We start from the raw sequence: 18,182 nt of genomic DNA, 5'->3' as shown, positions 1-18,182 counted from the left end.
TTATACGTTCTTGCCGATAATCTCCTTGGCCAACGCCAGATGGTTCTTGGCTCCAGTGGAATCTGCGTCGTAGAGAATCACGGGCAGGCCGTGGCTGGGACTCTCGGAGAGCTTCACGTTGCGCTGGATAACAGTCTTGAACACCAGTTCCTGGAAGTGCCGTTTCACCTCGTCGTAGATCTGATTGGCCAGTCTCAGGCGCGAATCATACATAGTCAGCAGGAATCCCTCTATCTCGAGCTTCGGGTTCAGCTTGCTCTTGATGATCTTAATCGTGTTCAGCAGCTTGCTGATGCCCTCGAGGGCGAAGTACTCGCACTGCACGGGGATGACGACAGAGTCGGCTGCCGTGAGCGAGTTCACGGTGATGAGGCCCAGCGAGGGCGAGCAGTCGATGAGGATATAGTCGTATTCACTCTTGAGCGGCTCGAGGATATTCTTGATCACTTTCTCCCTGGACTCCAGGTTAAGCATCTCTATTTCGGCCCCCACCAGGTCGATATGGCTGGGAATAATGTCCAGCCCCTCGATGTCGGTAGTGTAGATTGCATCGCGCACGTCGGCATGGTCGATGATACATTCGTAGAGCGAGCAGTCCACTTCACTGATGTCTACGCCCAGTCCGCTGGAGGCATTGGCCTGCGGGTCGGCGTCGACCACGAGCACAGTCTTCTCCAGAGTGGCCAGCGAGGCGGCCAGGTTGATGGTGGTCGTGGTTTTGCCCACGCCGCCTTTCTGATTCGCTAAAGCAATGATTTTCGCCATTTTTTATTCAGATTTTCTGGTTGGCCCGGCCTGGAAAGGCTGTCCTTTCCCGCTGTTTACGCGCTTGCCGGGCACGAATAAGTATTGAATGCAAAGATACATATTTATTGCGAGAAAGAAGATAATTAAAGGTTTTTTCGTATTTTTGCACCGCAAAATCAACATCATGAACAAAGAAAACAAACGTTCTCTCATCCTTATCTCCAACGATGACGGCTATCATGCCAACGGCATCAAGAAGCTGGTGGACATCGTGAAGCCACTGGCCGACGTGCTTGTCGTGGCTCCCGAGAGTGCCCGTTCGGGCTACTCGTGCGCTTTCTCGGCCACCGACTATCTGCGTCTCAAGCCGCGCCACAACATGGGCGACACCGAGGTGTGGTCGTGCAGCGGCACGCCGGTGGACTGTGTGAAGATAGCTCTCGACCAGTTTTGCCGCGACCGGCAGCCCGACCTGATACTCAGCGGCATCAACCACGGCGACAATTCCACTACGAATAATCATTACAGCGGCACGATGGGCGCGGCCAAGGAGGGCTGCATGAAGTATATTCCTTCCGTCGCTTTCTCGAGCTGCTACTACGACGAGAACGCCAACCTGGAGCCGCTGCACCCCTACGTGGAGCGTATCGTGCGCAAGGTGCTGGCCGACGGACTGCCCAAGGGCGTCTGCCTGAACGTGAACTTCCCCGCCGCCGAGACGTTTCGCGGCATCCAAGTGTGCCGCATGACGATGGGGCGCTGGATGAAAGAAATCGTGAAAGAGCGCCACCCGCGCGGCTACGACTACTATTGGGTGGTGGGTTCCTACGTGAACGACGAGCCCGGCGTGGAGGGCACCGACCAGGAAGCCCTGCGCCAAGGCTACGTGGCCATTACGCCCACGCAGATCGACGTCACGGCCTACGCCTGCATGGACGAGCTGCGCGCCGCCCTCGGATAAGGGCCGGGGCGCAAGGACAAACGGTTAAAAGTCAAGCAAATGCGTTATTACCTGATAGTCGGCGAGGCCTCGGGCGACCTGCACGCCAGCCACCTGATGTGCCGTCTGCGCGTGCACGACGAGGCGGCCGAGTTCCGCTTCTTCGGCGGCGACCTCATGGCGGCCGTGGGAGGCACCCGTGTGAAGCACTACCGCGAGCTGGCCTACATGGGCTTTGTGCCGGTGCTGCTCCACCTGCGCACCATCTTTCGCAACATGGCCCTGTGCAAACGCGACATCGTGGACTGGCAGCCCGACGTAGTGATACTGGTGGACTATCCAGGCTTCAACCTCGACATCGCCAAGTTTCTGCGGGCCCACACCCACATTCCGGCCTACTATTACATCTCGCCCAAGATTTGGGCGTGGAAGGAATGGCGCATCAAGGCCATCCGTCGCGACGTGGCCGAGCTCTTCTCCATCCTGCCTTTCGAACTGCCTTTTTTTGAAGAGAAACATCATTACAAGATTCATTACGTGGGCAATCCCACGGCCGAGGAGGTGCGCGGCTTCCGCAACGGCTATCGCGAAACGCTTTCCGACTTCTGCCAACGCCACGGCCTCGACCCTGCACGGCCCATCATAGCCCTGCTGGCCGGCAGTCGGCGGCAGGAAATCAAGGACAATCTGCCCGCCATGATCGAGGCCGCCGCAGCCTGTTGCACCGGTCCCGACGGCTGCCAGATGGTGCTGGCCGGGGCCCCGTCCATCGACAACGCATACTATGAGCCGTTTGTCGGCGGCCACTCCGTGCGCCTGGTGAGCAACGAAACCTATGCGCTGCTCAGCCATGCCACGGCTGCTCTCGTGACGAGCGGCACGGCCACGCTGGAGACGGCACTGTTCGACGTGCCCCAGGTGGTGTGTTACGAGACCCCCGTGCCGCGGCTCATCCGCTTCGCTTTCGACCATGTCATCAAGGTGAAATACATCAGTCTCGTGAACCTCATCGCCGATGCCGAGGTGGTGCCCGAGCTGCTGGCCGACCGTTTCAGCGTGCGGTCCATCCGCGAGGAGCTGGCCCGCATCCTGCCCGGAGGGGCCGGCCGCGAGCCGATGCTCCGGGCCTACGGGGAGGTGCGACGCCGGCTGGGAGACCGTGTGGCCTCGGACGAGGCGGCCCGGCAGATGGTGGAACTGCTGCGGCAACGGGCCCGATGAGACGTGGCAACAGGCTGACAATCAACGAAGAAGGCGTTTCCCGCAAATAGGGAAACGCCTTCTTGCATTTTGACAACGCCGTAATGGCCTGGCGATAACGCCGTAACGGCGGTGCGATTGCGCCGCAAAGGCGCGGCGATTACGGCGTGGCGGCGATGCGATTACGCCGTGATGGTGGGCCCATGAAGCCGCCAAGTGTGGCGCGCCGCACGGTGGCGGCCCGTCTGGCTCAGGCAAACTGCGTGAGCGTGTACAGGTAGACCACGGCCGCAGGAATGGCCATCAGCGAGGAATCAAAGCGGTCGAGCATGCCGCCGTGGCCGGGCAGGATGCTGCCGCTGTCCTTGACGCCGAGCGTGCGCTTGAATAAACTCTCCACTAAGTCGCCCCAGGTGCCGAAGAACACCACCACCAAGCCCAGCCCCATCCAGCCTACGATGTCCAGCGTGTGGGGCTCGGGGCCCTGCCCGGCCAGCCAGCCCGTCACGCCGGCTACGATGAGCACGAGGATGCCGCCGCCGATGCTGCCCTCCCACGACTTGCCTGGGGAGATGCGGGGAAAGAGCTTGTGGCGGCCCAGTAGCGAGCCGGAGCAGTAGGCGCCGGTGTCGTTGGCCCAGAGAAAGACGAAGACGCTCAGCGGCAGCAGGGTGTCGAAGTGCACGCCGCTGCCGTCGGGGGCCACCTCGAAAGCCAGAATGTTGATGAGCGAGAAGGGCAGGGCGATGTACATCTGCCCGAGCATGGTGTAGGCCCAGTCGTGCACGGCGTTCTTGTTGCCCGTATAGAGTTCACTGACAAACAGGTAGATGACGGTGAGCACATAGGGCACCATCACGATGAAGTTGCTCACCAGGCCCGTGCGCCAGCCCGCCACGGCCACGAAGAGATAGACTCCGGCCACGGTGGAAATGAAGCGGTTGACCTGCACTTCGGGCACGCGGTCGTTCACCAGCCCCGTGTATTCCCACAGGGTGAGGCCGGTGATGAGGGCGAAGAGTGCCGTCATGGCCCGGGGATTGAGAAAACCTGCCACCATGATGGCGACGAACAAGATGCCGGTAATGGTTCTTACGACGAGATTTTTCTGCTTGGCTGTCATTGTGTTATACGTTTAAGGCCTCTCCCGGCTCCCCTCGGCGAGGGGGCGGGGAGAGGCTCTTGGCTTTACTGTTGTGTGGACGCCTCGTGCTCGGCCTGGGCTTGGCGCACGGATTCGGGCATGTCTTCCAGCCGCGGCTCCTCGGCCTTGTCCTTGGCCTCTTCCAGGGCCTTGTTCTCGCGCAGCAGCTCTTCGGTGCGGCTCACCCAGGGGCGTTTGCCGAAGATTTGCTCCACATCCTCGGCGTAGATCACCTCTTTGGTGTAGAGCAGCTCGGCCAGCCGTCGGTGTCCCTCCTGGTGCTCGGTGAGGATTTGCTTGGCGCGGGCGTACTCTTCGTTGATGATTCGCAGCACCTCGTCGTCCATCACCTTGGCCGTGGTCTCGCTGTAGGGGCGTTGGAACTGGTATTCCTGGTTGTTGTAGTAGCAGATATTGGGCAGCTTGTCGCTCATGCCCGCATAGGCAACCATGCCGTAAGCGCTCTTCGTGGCGCGCTCCAGGTCGTTCATGGCGCCGGTGGAAATGCGGCCGATGAAGAGGTCTTCGGCGGCCCTGCCGCCCAGGATGGCGCACATTTCGTCGAGCATTTCGTCCTTGGTGGTGATGACGCGCTCCTCGGGCAGGTACCAGGCGGCGCCGAGAGCCTGGCCTCGGGGCACGATGGTGACCTTGACCAGCGGGTTGGCGTGCTGGCAGAACCAGCTGATGGTAGCGTGTCCGGCCTCGTGTATGGCGATGCTGCGCTTCTCCTCTGCGGTCATGACCTTGGTCTTTTTCTCCAGTCCGCCGATGATGCGGTCCACGGCATCGAGGAAGTCCTGCTTGGAAACGGACTTCTTGTCGTGGCGTGCGGCGATGAGGGCTGCTTCGTTGCACACGTTGGCTATGTCGGCGCCCGAGAAGCCCGGAGTCTGTCGCGACAGGTAGTCGATGTCGAGGCTCTCGTCGGTCTTCAGCGGTTTGAGGTGCACTTGGAAGATGGCTTTGCGCTCGGCCAGGTCGGGCAGGTCCACGTGAATCTGCCTGTCGAAGCGGCCGGCACGCAGCAGGGCCTGGTCGAGCATGTCGACCCGGTTGGTGGCTGCCAGCACGATGACGCCCGAATTGGTGCCGAATCCGTCCATCTCGGTGAGCAGGGCGTTGAGCGTGTTCTCGCGCTCGTCGTTGCCGCCCATGGCCGGATTCTTGGAGCGGGCACGGCCCACGGCGTCTATTTCGTCGATGAAGATGATGCAGGGAGCCTTTTGCTTGGCCTGTGAGAACACGTCGCGCACGCGGCTCGCGCCCACGCCGACGAACATTTCAACGAAGTCGGAACCCGACATCGAGAAGAAAGGCACGCCGGCTTCGCCGGCCACGGCCTTGGCCAGCAGCGTCTTGCCCGTACCCGGGGGGCCGATGAGCAGGGCGCCGGTGGGTATCTTTCCGCCCAAGTCGGTGTATTTCTGCGGGCTCTTCAAGAACTCCACAATCTCCTGTACTTCCTGCTTGGCGCCCTCCTGTCCGGCCACATCCTTGAACGTGACGCCCAGTTCGCCGGCCTTTTCGTAGAGCTTGGCCTTGCTCTTTCCCACGCTGAACACGCCGCCGCCACCGGCTGCACCGCCCATGCGGCGGCCCCAAAACCAGAGCAGGGCAAAGAGAATGATGAGCGGGGAAAGGTTGATGAGCAGGGCCGTGAAGTCGTTGCCCTTCTCATTGTTGTAGCTGAAACTGGCCAGACGGCCCTTTTGCTGCGCCTCGGTGAGATAGCGTTCCAGCTCGTCCACCGAGCCGAACTGCACGCTCACATAGGGATTGCTGCCCACCTGCTGGGCCGACATGTGGAACACATTGCGGATATATTTGGGCTTGACATACATGCGAAGCGTGTTGTCGGTCTTGTTCACGACGACGCGCTGCGCGTAGCCTTTTTCCACGTATTGCTTGAAATCGGTGTACTGGGCTTCCCGGCTTGCGCCCGAACCCTTGGCAAGTGACTCTCCGCCACCCGTAAAAAGCAGGGCGGCCAGGGCAATCGCGATGATGATGTAAATCCAGTTCATGTTGAACCGGGGCATCTTCGGCTGATTGTCGTTGTTGTTGGGGAATGGTCTTTTGTTGTTGTCCATCGTTGGAATGTTGTATGGTTACATCATCTTGCTGGCTATCAAACGATGTGCCAAAGGTCAGTCGATGTTCGGGATTTTAGTTAATTTAGCATCTTCCCACAGGTCTTCGAGGTTGTAGAAAGCGCGCACCTCGGGCTGAAAGATGTGCACCAGCACGTCCACAAAGTCGATGGCCACCCACTGATTGTTGCCCAATCCGTTCACCCCAACGGGCTTCTCACCCATCTGTTTGCGGCAAAAGTCGCCCACCGACTCGGCTATAGCCTCGACCTGCGAGGGCGAGTTGCCTTGGCAAATGACGAAATAACGGGCGATGGCACCGTCTATCGGGCTCAAGTCTACGACAACAATGTCCTGTCCTTTCTTTTCTTGAATTCCTTGGGTAATGGTCTCTACGAGCTTTGTTGATTCTGTCATGGATAATCGTGAATGAGGCATACCGCGGGCGATATGCCCGGTATGGTTTACTTTGTTTGCTGTACCTTATTAAGGTATAACCGGTAATCGGTGGCAAAGGTACGCCGATTTTGTGGAAAAGGAGCACCTTTCGGCGTATTATTTGGAATTTTTAGGAAGTGTCTCCTGCCGTGCCCGGCGGTCAGGCAAACGGGTGAAAAAGGGGTCGCGACCCATTTTTCTTGCAAAAAAATGGGCCAAAGTTTTGGAGGTTCAGAAAAAAGCCGTACCTTTGCAACCGCAATACGGAAGCGATTGCAACAGACATTGGGATATGGTGTAATGGTAACACTACAGATTCTGGTCCTGTCATTCCAGGTTCGAGTCCTGGTATCCCAACGGTTTAAGAGATAGGCCCGCCATGGATGGCGGGCCTGTTTGCGTGATGGAGGGTGGGTGTCGGCCCGTGCATGAGCGGTTGGAGCCATGCCGTGCGGGCGTGGGTGTCAGGCCCGTTCGTCGTTGGCAATGTCGAAGCCCTGCTTGATTCGGTCGCCGATGCCGATGCCGTCGCGCAGGTTTCCGGCGATGGTCAGCGTGGGAAACTGCTCGCGCAACCGGGCCACGGCGGCCAGCCGGTCGTCGGTGGACAGCTCGTATTGCGGGATGGCACGCTCGTGACGGAAGACGCACACGCGGCTGGCCTCGGTGCCGGCCGGGTATTTCAGCATGTCGTGGAGCGTGCGGTTGGCCAGCTGTGTCAGTCCGTCGTCGGTCATGCGCAGCATGTCCGGGTGGCGTACACCGCCCAGAAAACAGGACATGACCGCCCCGCCCTCAGGGGCCCGCCCGTCGAAGCAGGCCGAAGGGAAGAGTATTCCCAGCACCTGCTGCCGTTCGCACGAGGGCACCAGTCCGCCGAAAGCGGGCCAATCGACCCCGCCTGTCTGGCGCAGCCCCACTCCCAACTGCACCACGGGGGCGTAATAGAGATTGCTCAGACGGCCCATTGTCTCGCCGTCTACAAAGGGCAGCAGGTGGGGCAGGGCGTAGGCCCCGCAGGTGGTAACCACTCGCCGCGCCGTGAGTTCGCAGTGTTCGCCGTTGTGCTCATAGGTCACGCGCCAGCCTTCGGCCGTCGGTTTCACGACAATGTGGCGGGCCGACGTGATGATGCGGTCGCTGCCGATGGCTGTGGCAAGGGCTTCAGTGAGTGTGCCGAAGCCGCCTCGGGCCGAGAAAACTTTCTTCGTGGCCTTGCGGTCGCGCTCGGTTTTGGGCTGTCGTGCCTTGGCCAGGGCACCGCGAATGAACGATCCGTAGCACTGTTCCAGCTGGTAAAGCCGGGGCAGGGCCAGGCGCGTGGGCAGCCGGTAAGGGTCGCCCGCATAGACACCAGAGAGAAACGGGTCTACGGCATAGTCCACATACGACTTGCCCAACCGCCTTTCGGCCAGACTTCCCACCGACTCGTTCGGGTCGGTTCCCTTGTGTCGCCAGGGCTCTCCCAAGATGCGCAGCTTGTCGCTCCAGCTGAAAAGCGGCGTGGCCAGTGCGCCGGCCAGCGACGAGGGCAGTTCGTGGAAGCGGTCTCCTTTCCAGACAAGCCGCCGTTTGCTCGACTCGCGGGCCGTCTCCATACGGCAGTTCGCCCCCAATTGCTCGAAGAGTTCGGCCACCTCGGCATGTTTCACCACACCCGTGTTGGGCCCGCTCTCAAAGGTGAAACCGTCTACACGATGGGTGTTTATCTGGCCGCCCACCCGATTCTGACGCTCCAGCACAGCTACGTCCACGCCCTTGCGCCTCAGCTGGAAGGCGCAGGTCAGGCCGGTAATGCCGGCTCCTATCACGATGGTATCTCGTTTCATGAAAAGGGTTTCGGGTACTTTTTTGTTCGCATTGATGGCATTTCCCGATGAAATTCATCTTGTTTTTTGCAGGCGGCACCGTGCGGAGGTCTGCCCATTGGGCTTTGGAGCCGGTGCCGTGCCTGGGGCAAGAACGCATGGTTCGGGTGCAAAGGTAGTTGGAAGACAGGACTCTGGCTATCCTTGTTTATGATGATTTCCGGCCCTTTTTATGCAGATTCCTGTCCCTGTTTATGTCAATTCCTGTCCCTGTTGCCGCTCACGGTTCCTCTGATTTATGGCGTTCGGTGGCCGATGGCTGGAAGAAAAGCACTACCTTTGCGTGCGGAAACCCTTTTTCAAAATGGTATGCAACAGCTGTTCAAACGTTTTTGCGGGTGCCTGGCGGCCCTTGCGGTGATGGCTCCGGGCTGTCGGGCACAAACCGCCAGCCCCGAATGGAAGGCGGGCAGAGTGGTCACGGCCGAGGCGGTGAAGCGTGCCGGCGAGTCCCATTGGTTCTCGCAGGAGCCTTTGCCCGACGGTGTTTTTGCACGCATGAGGGGCTACTCGTACCCGGAAGACTGCTCCGTGGCGCGGTCTGAACTGCGCTATCTGCGGGTGATCCACTATGATGTGGACGGCCGGGTGCGGATGGGAGAACTGGTGTGCAACCGGGTTATTGCCGACGACCTGCTGGCCATCTTCCACGAACTCTACCGGCAACGGTACCCCATTCACAGTCTGCGGCTTATCGACGACTTCGGGGCCGACGACGAACGGTCTATGCGAGCCAACAACTCCAGCTGTTTCTGCTATCGTGTGGTCAAGGGCGCGAAGCGGCTTTCGGCCCACGCCCGCGGCATGGCCGTAGACCTGAACACGCTCTACAACCCTTGTGTGCGCCAGCGCGGAGACCGTATCATCGTGCAGCCCGCCACGGCCCGGGCCTACTGCGACCGCTCGGCCACCTTTCCTTACAAGATAGATCGCCACGACCTGGCCTACCGGCTCTTCGTGCAGCACGGCTTCAAATGGGGTGGGGCATGGTGTACGGTGAAAGACTATCAGCACTTCGAGAAGTAACACTGCCTCCTCCAGTTGACTGTAAAAAGAGGATTTGGACAAACGGCTTGAGCTTGGCGCACTGCCGGAATACGCAAAAAGAGATGACTTACTGGATTAGAGCTTACAATCACAAGCAGTATCGTGTGGCCGATTTCATCCGTGACCATGGCTTCATCGACTGGGGCATGCGCCACCGCTATGCCGTGGGCGACCTGCTGTTTCTTTATGCCACGGCTCCCGAAAGCCGCCTCACGTTCATGATGGAGGTGGAGCAAGTGGACATGCGCTTTGAGGAAACGGTGGACGACGGCGCCTATTTTATTTCCCAAGCCTACTATGACGACTGGCTGGCCCGCCGTGAACAGTGCCGTTATGTACGCTACGGGCTACTCAAAGAACTGTCTTCACCCGCACTCACACTGGTGCAACTGCGTGCCCACGGACTGTCGGGGGCTCCGCGGTCGCCGCGTCGGCTCGGGCTGGAGACGGTGGACTATATCATGCAGCACCTGGGGGAGGGATGCTAAAAAACGCGTGTCCCTGCAAACAAAGCGTTTGCAGGGACACGTATGGATTACTTGACGAGCTTCAGGTCGTAGTTCAATTCCTTGGTGGCGGCCTCTTCCAGCTGGTCGTTCACCAGGCGCAGGGTAGAGTCGTTTACCACGAGGAAGTTGGTCGTGGGCTCGTTCTTGCCCATCGGCAGCTTGTAGTAGGTGTTCTCCTTGCCGCCTACCGTGGCTTTCTGCTCCTCCAGCTTGCCGGCGTAGGCATAGGTGTTCTCCACCTCGGTTTCCGACTTGAGGTAGCTCTCTGTGAGGCTGAAGCCCTGGGTGGAGTCGTTGGCCACGGCCAGACGATAGCGGATGCCGGCGCAGTCGGCGGCGGGCAGCACACCCTCGTAGACGATAGAGTCGGCGGTGGCTGTGGTGTCTGCCTGTGCGTCGGTAGTGTTGGAGGCTTTCTTGCCGTTGTTACATGCAGCCGTCAGAGCGGCGCAAGCGATGATTACAAATACTGTTTTTTTCATTTTTTGTTGTTTGTCAATGATAACTGTTCTTATTTAACTCGCCGCAACTCCGATTATTGCATGGCGAGACCACCTTTTTTTGAACCGCGGGGCCGGTTCCGGCGTATCCCTATTCCACAATCTTGATGCTCATGGCCTTGAGTTCTTGCCATCCGGTGGCATCGGTCAGGCGAATCATGAAGTGGTAGTCGCCGGCATCGATGTCGGCCGGAATCCGGATGTCCTGCCGGCCGGTGAAAGTCTTGGTGCCGGCCGGGATGCTGAAGTCCTGGTTGTAGACCCAAGCCTTGACGGGGGCTTTCTTGGCGTCGAGCGGGCAGTCGGTGGCCGATGTGCCGTGGGTATGGTGGTCGAAATTGTTGTGAATCTCGATGTTGTAACTGCCCAGGGCCTTGTTGTCCTGGAATACATACTGGAAAGGAATCACGTCGCCGCGCCTGTAGACCTGGCAGTCGATGGGATTGGCAGTGATTCCTGCGTCGGTGATGACGGGCTTTTCCATGTCTTTCTCCTCTTCGTTCTCGCCGCTGCAGGCAGCGAGCGAGAGCAAGGCGAGGAGAGAGAACACGGCTTTGTTGGCAACTCGAATCATGCGTGTGACGGATGAGCGTTACTTGGTGATGTTGAAACCCTTGAACTCTTCCGTGGTCGAGCGGCCGTCGGCATCCTCTACAGTGAAGTGCACATGGTACTTGCCGGCTGCACATTCGGCCGGAATGGTGATCTCCTTCTCGAAGTCAATGCTGCCCGTCTTGCCGTTGAAGTCGTCCACCTTGATGGGGTATTCCTTGTCGCCGTGGAACTCAATTTCGATGCCTTTCACGGCACTCTTGACCGTGAGCTTGGCCTTCACGGTGAACTTTCCGCCGGCCACGCCGCTGTTGGCCGACGCGCTGGGGCTCAGAATCTCCACCTTGGGGGCGTTAGCATCCACGGCTTTCAGCGTTACGTCGGTCTCGTAAGCTTTCTTGGCATTGTTGGCATCGGTCACCGTCAGCGTGAAGTGGTAGGTGCCGGCAGCCAGTCCGGCCGACAGCTCCAGGTGCTCGTGGAACTTGGTGTTGAGCACGCCCACGTACTTGCCGTCGGTATAAATCCGGTAGGCGCTGCCCGTTCCGTTCTTCTGGATGAGGGACATCTCGATGGATTTAATCTTTGCTTCCGACTTGATGCCGCACTCCACGTGCAGGTCCTTGCCCACCATGGCCTCACGCGAGTTCTCTTTTCCCACCTCCACGTCGCTGAAAGTCACGTTGGCCACGGCCGTGGGCTTGTCGTCATCGTCGCAGGAAGTGAGCGACAGGGTGAAGAAACTCAGGAGCGCGAAAGCTCCAATCATCCATTTGTTTTTCATCGTTTTTTTCATGATTTTGTTTTTTTAGTGAGGCCGAGGCCTCTGGTTCGTAATTGAAATTTGATGTTATGTTAAAAGTTTAGTGTGGCCATCAGAGCCATGTTGCGCCCCGGTTCGGGCACGTCGATGAGCCGATAGTAGCTCGTGTGGTCGTAGTAGCGACGGTTGAGCAGGTTGTCGGCGTTGAGGCTGAGCCGTAGCGAGCGGTCCTCGCCCAGGGCAAAAGTCTTGCCCGCCGTGAGGTTCAGTGTGCAGTAGCCCGGCGTGGGCTTCTCGGGGGGCACTATCTGGTGTTGGGCCCCCACCACGTGCAGGTTGAGCGAGGCATAGCCCTCGCGACCCTCGCGGCGGCAGAAACGGTAGGTAGCGGTGGCGTCGGCCGACCACGGGGTGGAGAAAGGCAGGGTGAATCCTTTCTTTTCTCCCGACTGCTGCCGGGCGTAGAGGTACTCGCCCTTGGCCTCGGCCTCGAGGGCCGGAACGATGTGCCACGTGGCCTGCAGCTCGAAACCGTAGCGCAGCACGCGGCTCTGCGTGTAGTGATACATCTGCAGACCCTCGTAGTAGCCGGCCGTGGGGTTCATGTAGATGTAGTTGGGGAAATAATTCAGATAGGGATCCAGCTCCACGCTCACCGCCTGGTTGCTCCAGCTGATGCCGGCGTCCAGCTGATACGACACCTCGGGTCGCAGCTCGGTGTTGCCCTGCTCGTAGCGGAAGATGTGGTAGTTCACGCCGTCGGCTCCCAGCTCCTTGGGGATAGGTGTGCGGAAACTCTTGCCCGCATTGGCCTTGAGCACCCAGCCGCCATGGGCATAGTTCACGCCCGCCGACCACGTGAGGCTGCCGAACGAGCGGTTCACCTCGGCCGACCGCTCCTTGTACACCGAGTCCGTGGGCCCGGTGGGCGTGAGGTACCAGTCGCGGTAACTGTGGATGCGCGTGCGGGCACGGTCGTAGCGCAAGCCGGCATTCAGAATCAGATGGGGCGAGAGCGTGAGCCGGTCGAGCACGTAGGCGCCGGCCGATGCCGTCTCGAAATCGGGGATGATGAAACCCCAGCCGCTGCGCCGGTTGTGCTGGTACTCGGTACAGAGACCCGCGTGCAGCTCGTTGCGCTCCGACTGCCGGAGGCACATGCCCAGGTTGGCCGTGAGCGTGTGCTTGTCGAACTGCCGTTCCAGCGTGCCCTCCGGGCGGGGCATGTAGCCGTGCGACACGGGCTCGCTGTATTCGCGGCGGCGGTTGTTCTGATAGGCCAGGTTGGCCTCGAGTGTCGTCCGTTCGAGCTGCCATACGGTGTGGCTGCCCACCTTCAAGTGGTTCACCTGCTGGCGGGGCAGGTCTATGTCGCGGGCGGAACGGTCGTAGTCGATGTCGGACAGACGCACCTCCAGCCCATGGGCATTGGCAAAGAAGCCGCTCTTGGCAAAGGAGTCGGAGATCTTGAGCGACGTGCTCACGCGGCGGCCCACGTAGCCCAGTGTCACGCTGCCGTCGAGTTCGCGCCCCGCCGTGTTGCGCAGACGGCGGCGGTGCAGCCCGATGCGGTAGGAGTAGTACTCGATGCTGTCGGTCGGAACCTGGTAGTCGGCATAGCTGATGGCCGTCAGGTGGGTGCGCCAGTACAGCCGGTTGCTGCGCCCCTGCAGCCGCACCGACGTGCCCAGCGAGGCGTTGTTGGTGCGCGTAAAGAGCGAGGCGCTGCCCTGTAGCGGGGCTGTGGGCACGTAGTTGCCGTACAGGCTGAGCACGCCGCCAATGGCATCCGAGCCATAAAGCAGGGCTCCGGGGCCCTTGATGACCTCGATGCGGTCGATGGCAAACTGGTCTACTTCCAGCCCGTGGTCGTCGCCCCATTGCTGTCCTTCGTGCTTGATGCCGTCCTCGGCCACCACCATGCGGTTGAAGCCCAGACCGCGAATGGCGGGCTTGGACTGGCCCGAGCCGATGCTCATGGCCTTGATGCCGGGGATTCCGCTGAGCGTTTGCATCAGGCTGCCCGCGAAATGGGTCGACAGATAACCGCGGTCTACCAGTATGCGGTTGACCGAAGACTGCATCTGGAACTCTTTCTTCTGGTTGCCATACACCATGATTTCTTGCAGTGTGGTCGCGGAGTCTGTGCGAGCGGAGTCGGCCGGCGTGGGTGTGCTGACCGGCAGCCCCGCCGGCATTGCCGGCTCATGAGCCCACAAAGCAGCAGGTGACAGCAGAACCCAGGCCCATAGAAACTTGTTCATAGCCTAATTCCTTGTCTGATTGTTGTCTGAAAGCGTAGTGTTGTGTGGTTGCCATGCCGCTCGGCGTGCGGCATGTGGAGGGTGCCGGCAACCTATTGCCGCACACCGGTGCCGGACACGTGAGGACATGGCTACCCCCTATGGTTGTGGCCATAAGGTGTAACCCGCTGAAAAGCAGGGGTTAGAACAAATAGGGAGGAGCCCTAAGACTGGCCGTGGCGAGCTTCTTCGAGACGTAGCTCGTCTGGAAGAAGACGGTCAGCGTAAAGACCACTGTGGCAACGATGACGCCCAAGGTGATGAACTCTGCCTTGTCGAAACTGAGAAAGGCAAAGTGGCAGATGGCGCAGTTGTCGCTGTGGTGGCCGTCGGCTTTGCCGGTGCCGGCCTCGGTATTGGGGTGAATCTGGCAAACATGCACCGCCTTGGCTACGATTGGCAGCATAAAGAGCAGCAACAGCAGCCAGGCAACGAACGTGCGTTTGGTGTTATGTTTGTTGATTCCCATAGGAAAATGTATGCACTTGCAAAAGTACAACCTTTCCTTATATAAACGAAAAAAACGTGCGAAAATTAACCTTTGTTGAGAATGCAGCACCGTATTTGCCCCGCGTTTGCGGCGTTGCCGCGTGGCGTTTACACCGTATTCGCCCCGCGTTTGCGGCGTATTCGCATGGCGTTTATGGCGTATTCGCCCTGCGTCTGCGGCCTTATGCTCCGGCCTCTGTGCCGCGCAGTTGCTGTGTCGGAGGGATGGACGGGGCAGGAGGGCCGGGTCGCGGAGTCTGTATGAGCGGGAGCCGGGGGTGCCGGGAACAGGGCAAAAACAAAGCGGAAACCCTTGTTTCAAGGATTTCCGCTTGGGGTGGAGGGTGGGACTCGAACCCACGACATTCAGAACCACAATCTGACGCTCTAACCAACTGAACTACATCCACCGTGTTGGCTGCTTTCTGGAAGCGGGTGCAAAGGTAAGGGATTTATCTGGTACGGCCAAATAAATCCCTCTCTTTTTTCAATAATTCTTTTATTTGGCAGGTGCAGCCGGTGCCACGGGGGCTTTCTGGGCGTCTGTGGCGGGAGCCTGGGCGGCACCCTGACTGCCTGAACCCTGTGCGGGAGCAGTCTGCTGGCCGGCCTGGAAGCCCTGCGTGTTGGTCGGATTGGTGGCCTGCGACTCGGTGGCGCTCTGCTCGAGCACGCTCTGGTCGGCCGAAGCCTGTGGAGCGGTATGGGCGCAAATGATACTGAACACCACCATGGCGGCAGCCAAGCCCCAAGTGGCTTTCTCTACAAAGTCCGTGGTCTTGCGTACGCCCATAATAGCGTTGGAGGAGGAGAAGTTGCTGGCAAGGCCGCCTCCCTTGGACTCTTGGATGAGTACAATGCCGATCATCAACAGTGACACCACGACGATGAGAGCTACAAAAAATGTGTACATAATACTTTACTTATTGTTTTTGTTGTTTAATATCAGCTTTTCCAAGAAGCGAATCTGGTCTGCAAAGTAAGCATTTTTTTTCGGATAATTCAAATTTAAGCGTTGAATTATTTCGAGTGCTTTGCCATATCGTCCTTGTTTGATGTAAATGCGGGCCAGTGTTTCCGTGAAATAGCCCTCGTTTCCCTCCCTTTCTTCCTCGGGTTCGGCCGGCAAAAGGTCGGGCATGTATTCGGGCTCTTCCTTGAGTTTTATCTTTCCACCCTCATTGTTTATGAAATTATCTATCAAACTCTGGCCTTTCAGCAGAGGGGCGGATGGCGCTTGCAGCTCCTCTTCCCCGCTGGTCTCCAGCAGATAGGAAACGTAGTCCACTGCTGCATCGGCGGGTGTGGGCTTGCGGTGGGTCTTCTGCTGTTCCTGCTTCTCCTCCTCGGGGATGGAGTCCAGAAAGTGGTCTATGAGGGAGATGGTGCGGTCGGCGCCGGCCGTCTTGGCGGCGGTGGCCGGTGGGGTGGAGCCTTGGGGCCGGTCTATCTTGAGCCGGTAGTGGGCGGCCTCCACCAGGTTGAAGATGACTTTGCGGTCGGTGATGTAGATGGCGGCACGGCGCAGCTCCTCGTCGAATGTGGGATCGTGGAGCAGATAGAGGTTCTGGAGCAGCAGCAGCCGGGCAGTCTGGTAGTATGGGTACAGGGCCAGCAGGCTGCGCAGCTCGTAGAGCGTCTCGCTGTCCAGCTGTTCGGGATGCTTGATGAGGTCGGCTATGTCCATGTCGTTACCAGTTGGCCACGGTGGCATTGAATATTTGGTCGGTCAGATCCTTGCACATTTGGGTGACGAGTTCTTCCTGAACGCTGTTCAGGCTTCTGGTCGTCTCGTAGGTTTGCGTGGCTGTGAACGAGCGTTCAAAGTCTTCGCTGTGGTTGGTGTTGTTGGTGAACCGCACGTTGACCGTCATCGAGAGTTCGGTCTGTGCCGAGTAGCCCTCGCTCGAAACCGACTTGTTGCGCTGCGAATACTGCGTGATTTCGCCGTCGACCACAAGGTCGCCGTTGCGCTTCACCTGCTGCAAGTGGGTGTGGTTGGCGTATGTATCTTTCAGCTGGTTGTTGAAAAGCGGGCCCATGGGCCCCCAAACGTAGCTGCTGCGAATGGGAAAATCGGCAATCTGGATGGTCTTGGTCTTGGTGTAGTCGATGCTGGCCCCGTTGAAACCATAGTTCACCTTGCATGCCGTCAGCAGGGTGAAGACGCACAGGCAAACGCCCGCTGCCCGCAGCAGCAACCCGCCGTCGACCCGGCAAATGGCGGGCAGGCGGCGGCCGTTGGGCAATGGATTATTTCTTGTCGAGCCCATATTGTCTGATTCTTCTGTAAAGGGTGCGGTCGGAAATGCCCAGTTCCTGGGCGGCCTTTTTGCGGTTGCCGTCGTTGCGTTCCAAGGCTTTCTCCACCATTTGGCGGCCCAGGTCGCTTAGGTTGAGGCTTTCGGGCTCGGCCTTGATTTCCTCGGCTTCGGCTTCTTCGGCCGATGCCGGTGCATAGCTTTCAAGGGTGGCGTGGTCGGTGCGGAGGGCCGGCATCGGTGCCTGTGCGGTGTTGATGAACTTGCTGTGCTGGAAAGTTGCGGCCTCGTTCAGGGCATGGGCTTCGTCGAGTTGCTTGCGCAGGCTTGTCATGTCGCGGCGCAGGTCGGAGACATTGCCCCGTAGCTCGTAGAGAATCTTGTAGAGAATCTCCCGCTCGCTCTCGTAGGAGTGCTGCCCGCCCTGGTTGATGGGGGCCAGCTGGGTGCTGTCGGGGTTGTCGGGAATGTACTTGCTGAGCTGGGCGGCATCAAGTTCACGGGCCTCGCTGAGCACCGACATCTGCTCGGTAATGTTCTTGAGCTGTCGTACGTTGCCCGGCCATTTATAGCGGAGCAGCAGCGATTTGGCATCCTCGGTGAGGGCAATCTTGGGCAAATGGTACTTCTCGGCCATCTGCATGGCGAAGAGGCGGAAGAGCAGCACGATGTCGTTGCCGCGGTCGCGCAGGGGCGGCATTTGGATGGGGATGGTGTTGAGCCGGTAGTAGAGGTCCTCGCGGAAACGGCCTTCGGAGATGGCTTTGCGCATGTTCACGTTGGTGGCGGCCACGATGCGCACGTTGGTCTTGCGGATTTCCTGCCCGCCTACCCGGATGTACTCGCCCGTCTCCAGCACGCGCAACAGGCGCGCCTGGGTGGCAATGGGCAGTTCACCCACCTCGTCGAGGAAGATGGTGCCCTTGTTGGCCACGCCAAAATAGCCCTCGCTCTCGCCGATGGCGCCGGTGTAGGCTCCTTTCTCGTGGCCGAAAAGCTCGCTGTCGATGGTGCCTTCGGGGATGGAACCGCAGTTGATGGCAAAGTAACGCTCGCGGCGGCGCGGCGAGTTGTCGTGGATGACGCGCGGAATAATCTCCTTGCCCACGCCACTCTCGCCCACAATGAGGACGCTCAAGTCGGTCGATGCCACCTGCAGGGCCACGTCCAGCGCATGGTTGAGCCCATCGCTGTTGCCGACGATGTTGTAGCGTTGCTTTATCTTTTGCAGTTCGGATGTATTCATTTGCCTGTAATCAATGCGTGACAAAATTACGCAATTAAATCGACATACCTGCAAAAATGGCAGAAAAAGATGGCGTTTACGG

General features: G+C 59.2%; 18 protein-coding genes and 2 tRNA genes. 5 read left to right on the top strand and 15 right to left on the bottom strand.

Going from position 1 to position 18,182, the window contains the following annotated elements; genetic code table 11:
* A complete protein-coding gene (locus PREDE_RS04460; RefSeq protein WP_005844536.1) occupies positions 1-765 on the bottom strand; it encodes a ParA family protein in 765 nt (254 codons plus the stop codon).
* Positions 766-931: 166 nt separating this feature from the next.
* Here PREDE_RS04460 and surE point away from each other — a divergent pair, with 166 nt between their 5' ends.
* The gene (gene surE / locus PREDE_RS04455; RefSeq protein ID WP_235777474.1) at positions 932-1,708 is read left to right on the top strand and encodes a 5'/3'-nucleotidase SurE; all 777 of its coding nucleotides are present in this window, start codon (positions 932-934) and stop codon (positions 1,706-1,708) included.
* A 39-nt stretch (positions 1,709-1,747) separates the two neighbouring features.
* On the top strand, positions 1,748-2,908 hold the full coding sequence (gene lpxB, locus PREDE_RS04450) for a lipid-A-disaccharide synthase (protein ID WP_005844532.1): 1,161 nt from the start codon (positions 1,748-1,750) through the stop codon (positions 2,906-2,908).
* Positions 2,909-3,137: 229 nt separating this feature from the next.
* On the opposite strand, the gene PREDE_RS04445 is transcribed toward lpxB, so the two are convergent.
* The 3 genes from PREDE_RS04445 to rsfS form a co-directional block, all read right to left on the bottom strand.
* Positions 3,138-4,010, bottom strand: coding sequence for a phosphatidate cytidylyltransferase (locus PREDE_RS04445; RefSeq protein WP_005844530.1), 873 nt, complete (start codon positions 4,008-4,010; stop codon positions 3,138-3,140).
* 65 nt (positions 4,011-4,075) lie between these two features.
* Positions 4,076-6,124 (bottom strand): ATP-dependent zinc metalloprotease FtsH, encoded by a 2,049-nt coding sequence (ftsH, locus tag PREDE_RS04440; protein WP_005844528.1) that lies wholly within the window; start codon positions 6,122-6,124, stop codon positions 4,076-4,078.
* Positions 6,125-6,181: 57 nt separating this feature from the next.
* Complete coding sequence (rsfS, locus tag PREDE_RS04435; protein WP_005844526.1) at positions 6,182-6,541, bottom strand: ribosome silencing factor; 360 nt, start codon at positions 6,539-6,541, stop codon at positions 6,182-6,184.
* Between the two features lie 307 nt (positions 6,542-6,848).
* On the opposite strand from rsfS, the gene PREDE_RS04430 reads away from it, so the two are divergent.
* Positions 6,849-6,919 (top strand) — tRNA-Gln (locus PREDE_RS04430).
* Between the two features lie 107 nt (positions 6,920-7,026).
* Here the strand turns inward: PREDE_RS04430 and hemG are convergent.
* Positions 7,027-8,391, bottom strand: a complete 1,365-nt coding sequence (hemG, locus tag PREDE_RS04425; RefSeq protein ID WP_005844525.1) for a protoporphyrinogen oxidase — start codon at positions 8,389-8,391, stop codon at positions 7,027-7,029.
* A gap of 348 nt (positions 8,392-8,739) precedes the next feature.
* Here hemG and PREDE_RS04420 point away from each other — a divergent pair, with 348 nt between their 5' ends.
* Both PREDE_RS04420 and PREDE_RS04415 read left to right on the top strand, forming a co-directional pair.
* Complete coding sequence (locus tag PREDE_RS04420) at positions 8,740-9,456, top strand: M15 family metallopeptidase (RefSeq protein WP_015298489.1); 717 nt, start codon at positions 8,740-8,742, stop codon at positions 9,454-9,456.
* 83 nt (positions 9,457-9,539) lie between these two features.
* Positions 9,540-9,965 carry a hypothetical protein gene (locus PREDE_RS04415; RefSeq protein ID WP_005844521.1) on the top strand — a complete coding sequence of 142 codons (426 nt, stop codon included), beginning with the start codon at positions 9,540-9,542 and terminating at the stop codon, positions 9,963-9,965.
* A 47-nt stretch (positions 9,966-10,012) separates the two neighbouring features.
* Here the strand turns inward: PREDE_RS04415 and PREDE_RS04410 are convergent, their stop codons facing one another.
* From PREDE_RS04410 to PREDE_RS04365, 10 genes are all read right to left on the bottom strand, one after another.
* A complete protein-coding gene (locus tag PREDE_RS04410) occupies positions 10,013-10,468 on the bottom strand; it encodes a copper resistance protein NlpE N-terminal domain-containing protein (protein WP_005844519.1) in 456 nt (151 codons plus the stop codon).
* Between the two features lie 109 nt (positions 10,469-10,577).
* Positions 10,578-11,060, bottom strand: coding sequence for a DUF4625 domain-containing protein (locus PREDE_RS04405; protein WP_005844517.1), 483 nt, complete (start codon positions 11,058-11,060; stop codon positions 10,578-10,580).
* A gap of 18 nt (positions 11,061-11,078) precedes the next feature.
* Positions 11,079-11,822: a DUF4625 domain-containing protein gene (locus PREDE_RS04400; protein WP_027952235.1), complete on the bottom strand. Its 744-nt coding sequence runs from the start codon at positions 11,820-11,822 to the stop codon at positions 11,079-11,081.
* Positions 11,823-11,893: 71 nt separating this feature from the next.
* Positions 11,894-14,065, bottom strand: a complete 2,172-nt coding sequence (locus tag PREDE_RS04395; protein ID WP_005844512.1) for a TonB-dependent receptor — start codon at positions 14,063-14,065, stop codon at positions 11,894-11,896.
* A 181-nt stretch (positions 14,066-14,246) separates the two neighbouring features.
* Positions 14,247-14,573 carry a hypothetical protein gene (locus tag PREDE_RS04390; RefSeq protein ID WP_005844509.1) on the bottom strand — a complete coding sequence of 109 codons (327 nt, stop codon included), beginning with the start codon at positions 14,571-14,573 and terminating at the stop codon, positions 14,247-14,249.
* Between the two features lie 353 nt (positions 14,574-14,926).
* Positions 14,927-15,003, bottom strand: a tRNA-His gene (locus tag PREDE_RS04385).
* Between the two features lie 89 nt (positions 15,004-15,092).
* Positions 15,093-15,506, bottom strand: coding sequence for a preprotein translocase subunit SecG (gene secG / locus PREDE_RS04380; protein WP_005844507.1), 414 nt, complete (start codon positions 15,504-15,506; stop codon positions 15,093-15,095).
* A gap of 6 nt (positions 15,507-15,512) precedes the next feature.
* Positions 15,513-16,280 (bottom strand): hypothetical protein, encoded by a 768-nt coding sequence (locus PREDE_RS04375; RefSeq protein ID WP_005844506.1) that lies wholly within the window; start codon positions 16,278-16,280, stop codon positions 15,513-15,515.
* 4 nt (positions 16,281-16,284) lie between these two features.
* Positions 16,285-16,866: an LptE family protein gene (locus PREDE_RS04370; protein ID WP_005844504.1), complete on the bottom strand. Its 582-nt coding sequence runs from the start codon at positions 16,864-16,866 to the stop codon at positions 16,285-16,287.
* Positions 16,847-18,100 carry a sigma-54 interaction domain-containing protein gene (locus PREDE_RS04365; RefSeq protein WP_015298486.1) on the bottom strand — a complete coding sequence of 418 codons (1,254 nt, stop codon included), beginning with the start codon at positions 18,098-18,100 and terminating at the stop codon, positions 16,847-16,849. The genes PREDE_RS04370 and PREDE_RS04365 overlap by 20 nt, the downstream gene beginning before the upstream one ends.
* Positions 18,101-18,182 lie beyond the last annotated feature (82 nt).

The organism is Prevotella dentalis DSM 3688 (assembly GCF_000242335.1).
Lineage (GTDB): Bacteria > Bacteroidota > Bacteroidia > Bacteroidales > Bacteroidaceae > Prevotella > Prevotella seregens.
Note: the sequence above shows the minus strand (reverse complement) of the source record. Positions and strands in the feature narration are given on the sequence as shown.

Bases quoted from the DNA above. Each gene is read 5' to 3' on its own strand.
- PREDE_RS04460 (WP_005844536.1), bottom strand. From the start codon at position 765: ATGGCGAAAATCATTGCTTTAGCGAATCAGAAAGGCGGCGTGGGCAAA.
- surE (WP_235777474.1), top strand. From the start codon at position 932: ATGAACAAAGAAAACAAACGTTCTCTCATCCTTATCTCCAACGATGAC.
- lpxB (WP_005844532.1), top strand. From the start codon at position 1,748: ATGCGTTATTACCTGATAGTCGGCGAGGCCTCGGGCGACCTGCACGCC.
- PREDE_RS04445 (WP_005844530.1), bottom strand. From the start codon at position 4,010: ATGACAGCCAAGCAGAAAAATCTCGTCGTAAGAACCATTACCGGCATC.
- ftsH (WP_005844528.1), bottom strand. From the start codon at position 6,124: ATGGACAACAACAAAAGACCATTCCCCAACAACAACGACAATCAGCCG.
- rsfS (WP_005844526.1), bottom strand. From the start codon at position 6,541: ATGACAGAATCAACAAAGCTCGTAGAGACCATTACCCAAGGAATTCAA.
- hemG (WP_005844525.1), bottom strand. From the start codon at position 8,391: ATGAAACGAGATACCATCGTGATAGGAGCCGGCATTACCGGCCTGACC.
- PREDE_RS04420 (WP_015298489.1), top strand. From the start codon at position 8,740: ATGCAACAGCTGTTCAAACGTTTTTGCGGGTGCCTGGCGGCCCTTGCG.
- PREDE_RS04415 (WP_005844521.1), top strand. From the start codon at position 9,540: ATGACTTACTGGATTAGAGCTTACAATCACAAGCAGTATCGTGTGGCC.
- PREDE_RS04410 (WP_005844519.1), bottom strand. From the start codon at position 10,468: ATGAAAAAAACAGTATTTGTAATCATCGCTTGCGCCGCTCTGACGGCT.
- PREDE_RS04405 (WP_005844517.1), bottom strand. From the start codon at position 11,060: ATGATTCGAGTTGCCAACAAAGCCGTGTTCTCTCTCCTCGCCTTGCTC.
- PREDE_RS04400 (WP_027952235.1), bottom strand. From the start codon at position 11,822: ATGAAAAACAAATGGATGATTGGAGCTTTCGCGCTCCTGAGTTTCTTC.
- PREDE_RS04395 (WP_005844512.1), bottom strand. From the start codon at position 14,065: ATGAACAAGTTTCTATGGGCCTGGGTTCTGCTGTCACCTGCTGCTTTG.
- PREDE_RS04390 (WP_005844509.1), bottom strand. From the start codon at position 14,573: ATGGGAATCAACAAACATAACACCAAACGCACGTTCGTTGCCTGGCTG.
- secG (WP_005844507.1), bottom strand. From the start codon at position 15,506: ATGTACACATTTTTTGTAGCTCTCATCGTCGTGGTGTCACTGTTGATG.
- PREDE_RS04375 (WP_005844506.1), bottom strand. From the start codon at position 16,280: ATGGACATAGCCGACCTCATCAAGCATCCCGAACAGCTGGACAGCGAG.
- PREDE_RS04370 (WP_005844504.1), bottom strand. From the start codon at position 16,866: ATGGGCTCGACAAGAAATAATCCATTGCCCAACGGCCGCCGCCTGCCC.
- PREDE_RS04365 (WP_015298486.1), bottom strand. From the start codon at position 18,100: ATGAATACATCCGAACTGCAAAAGATAAAGCAACGCTACAACATCGTC.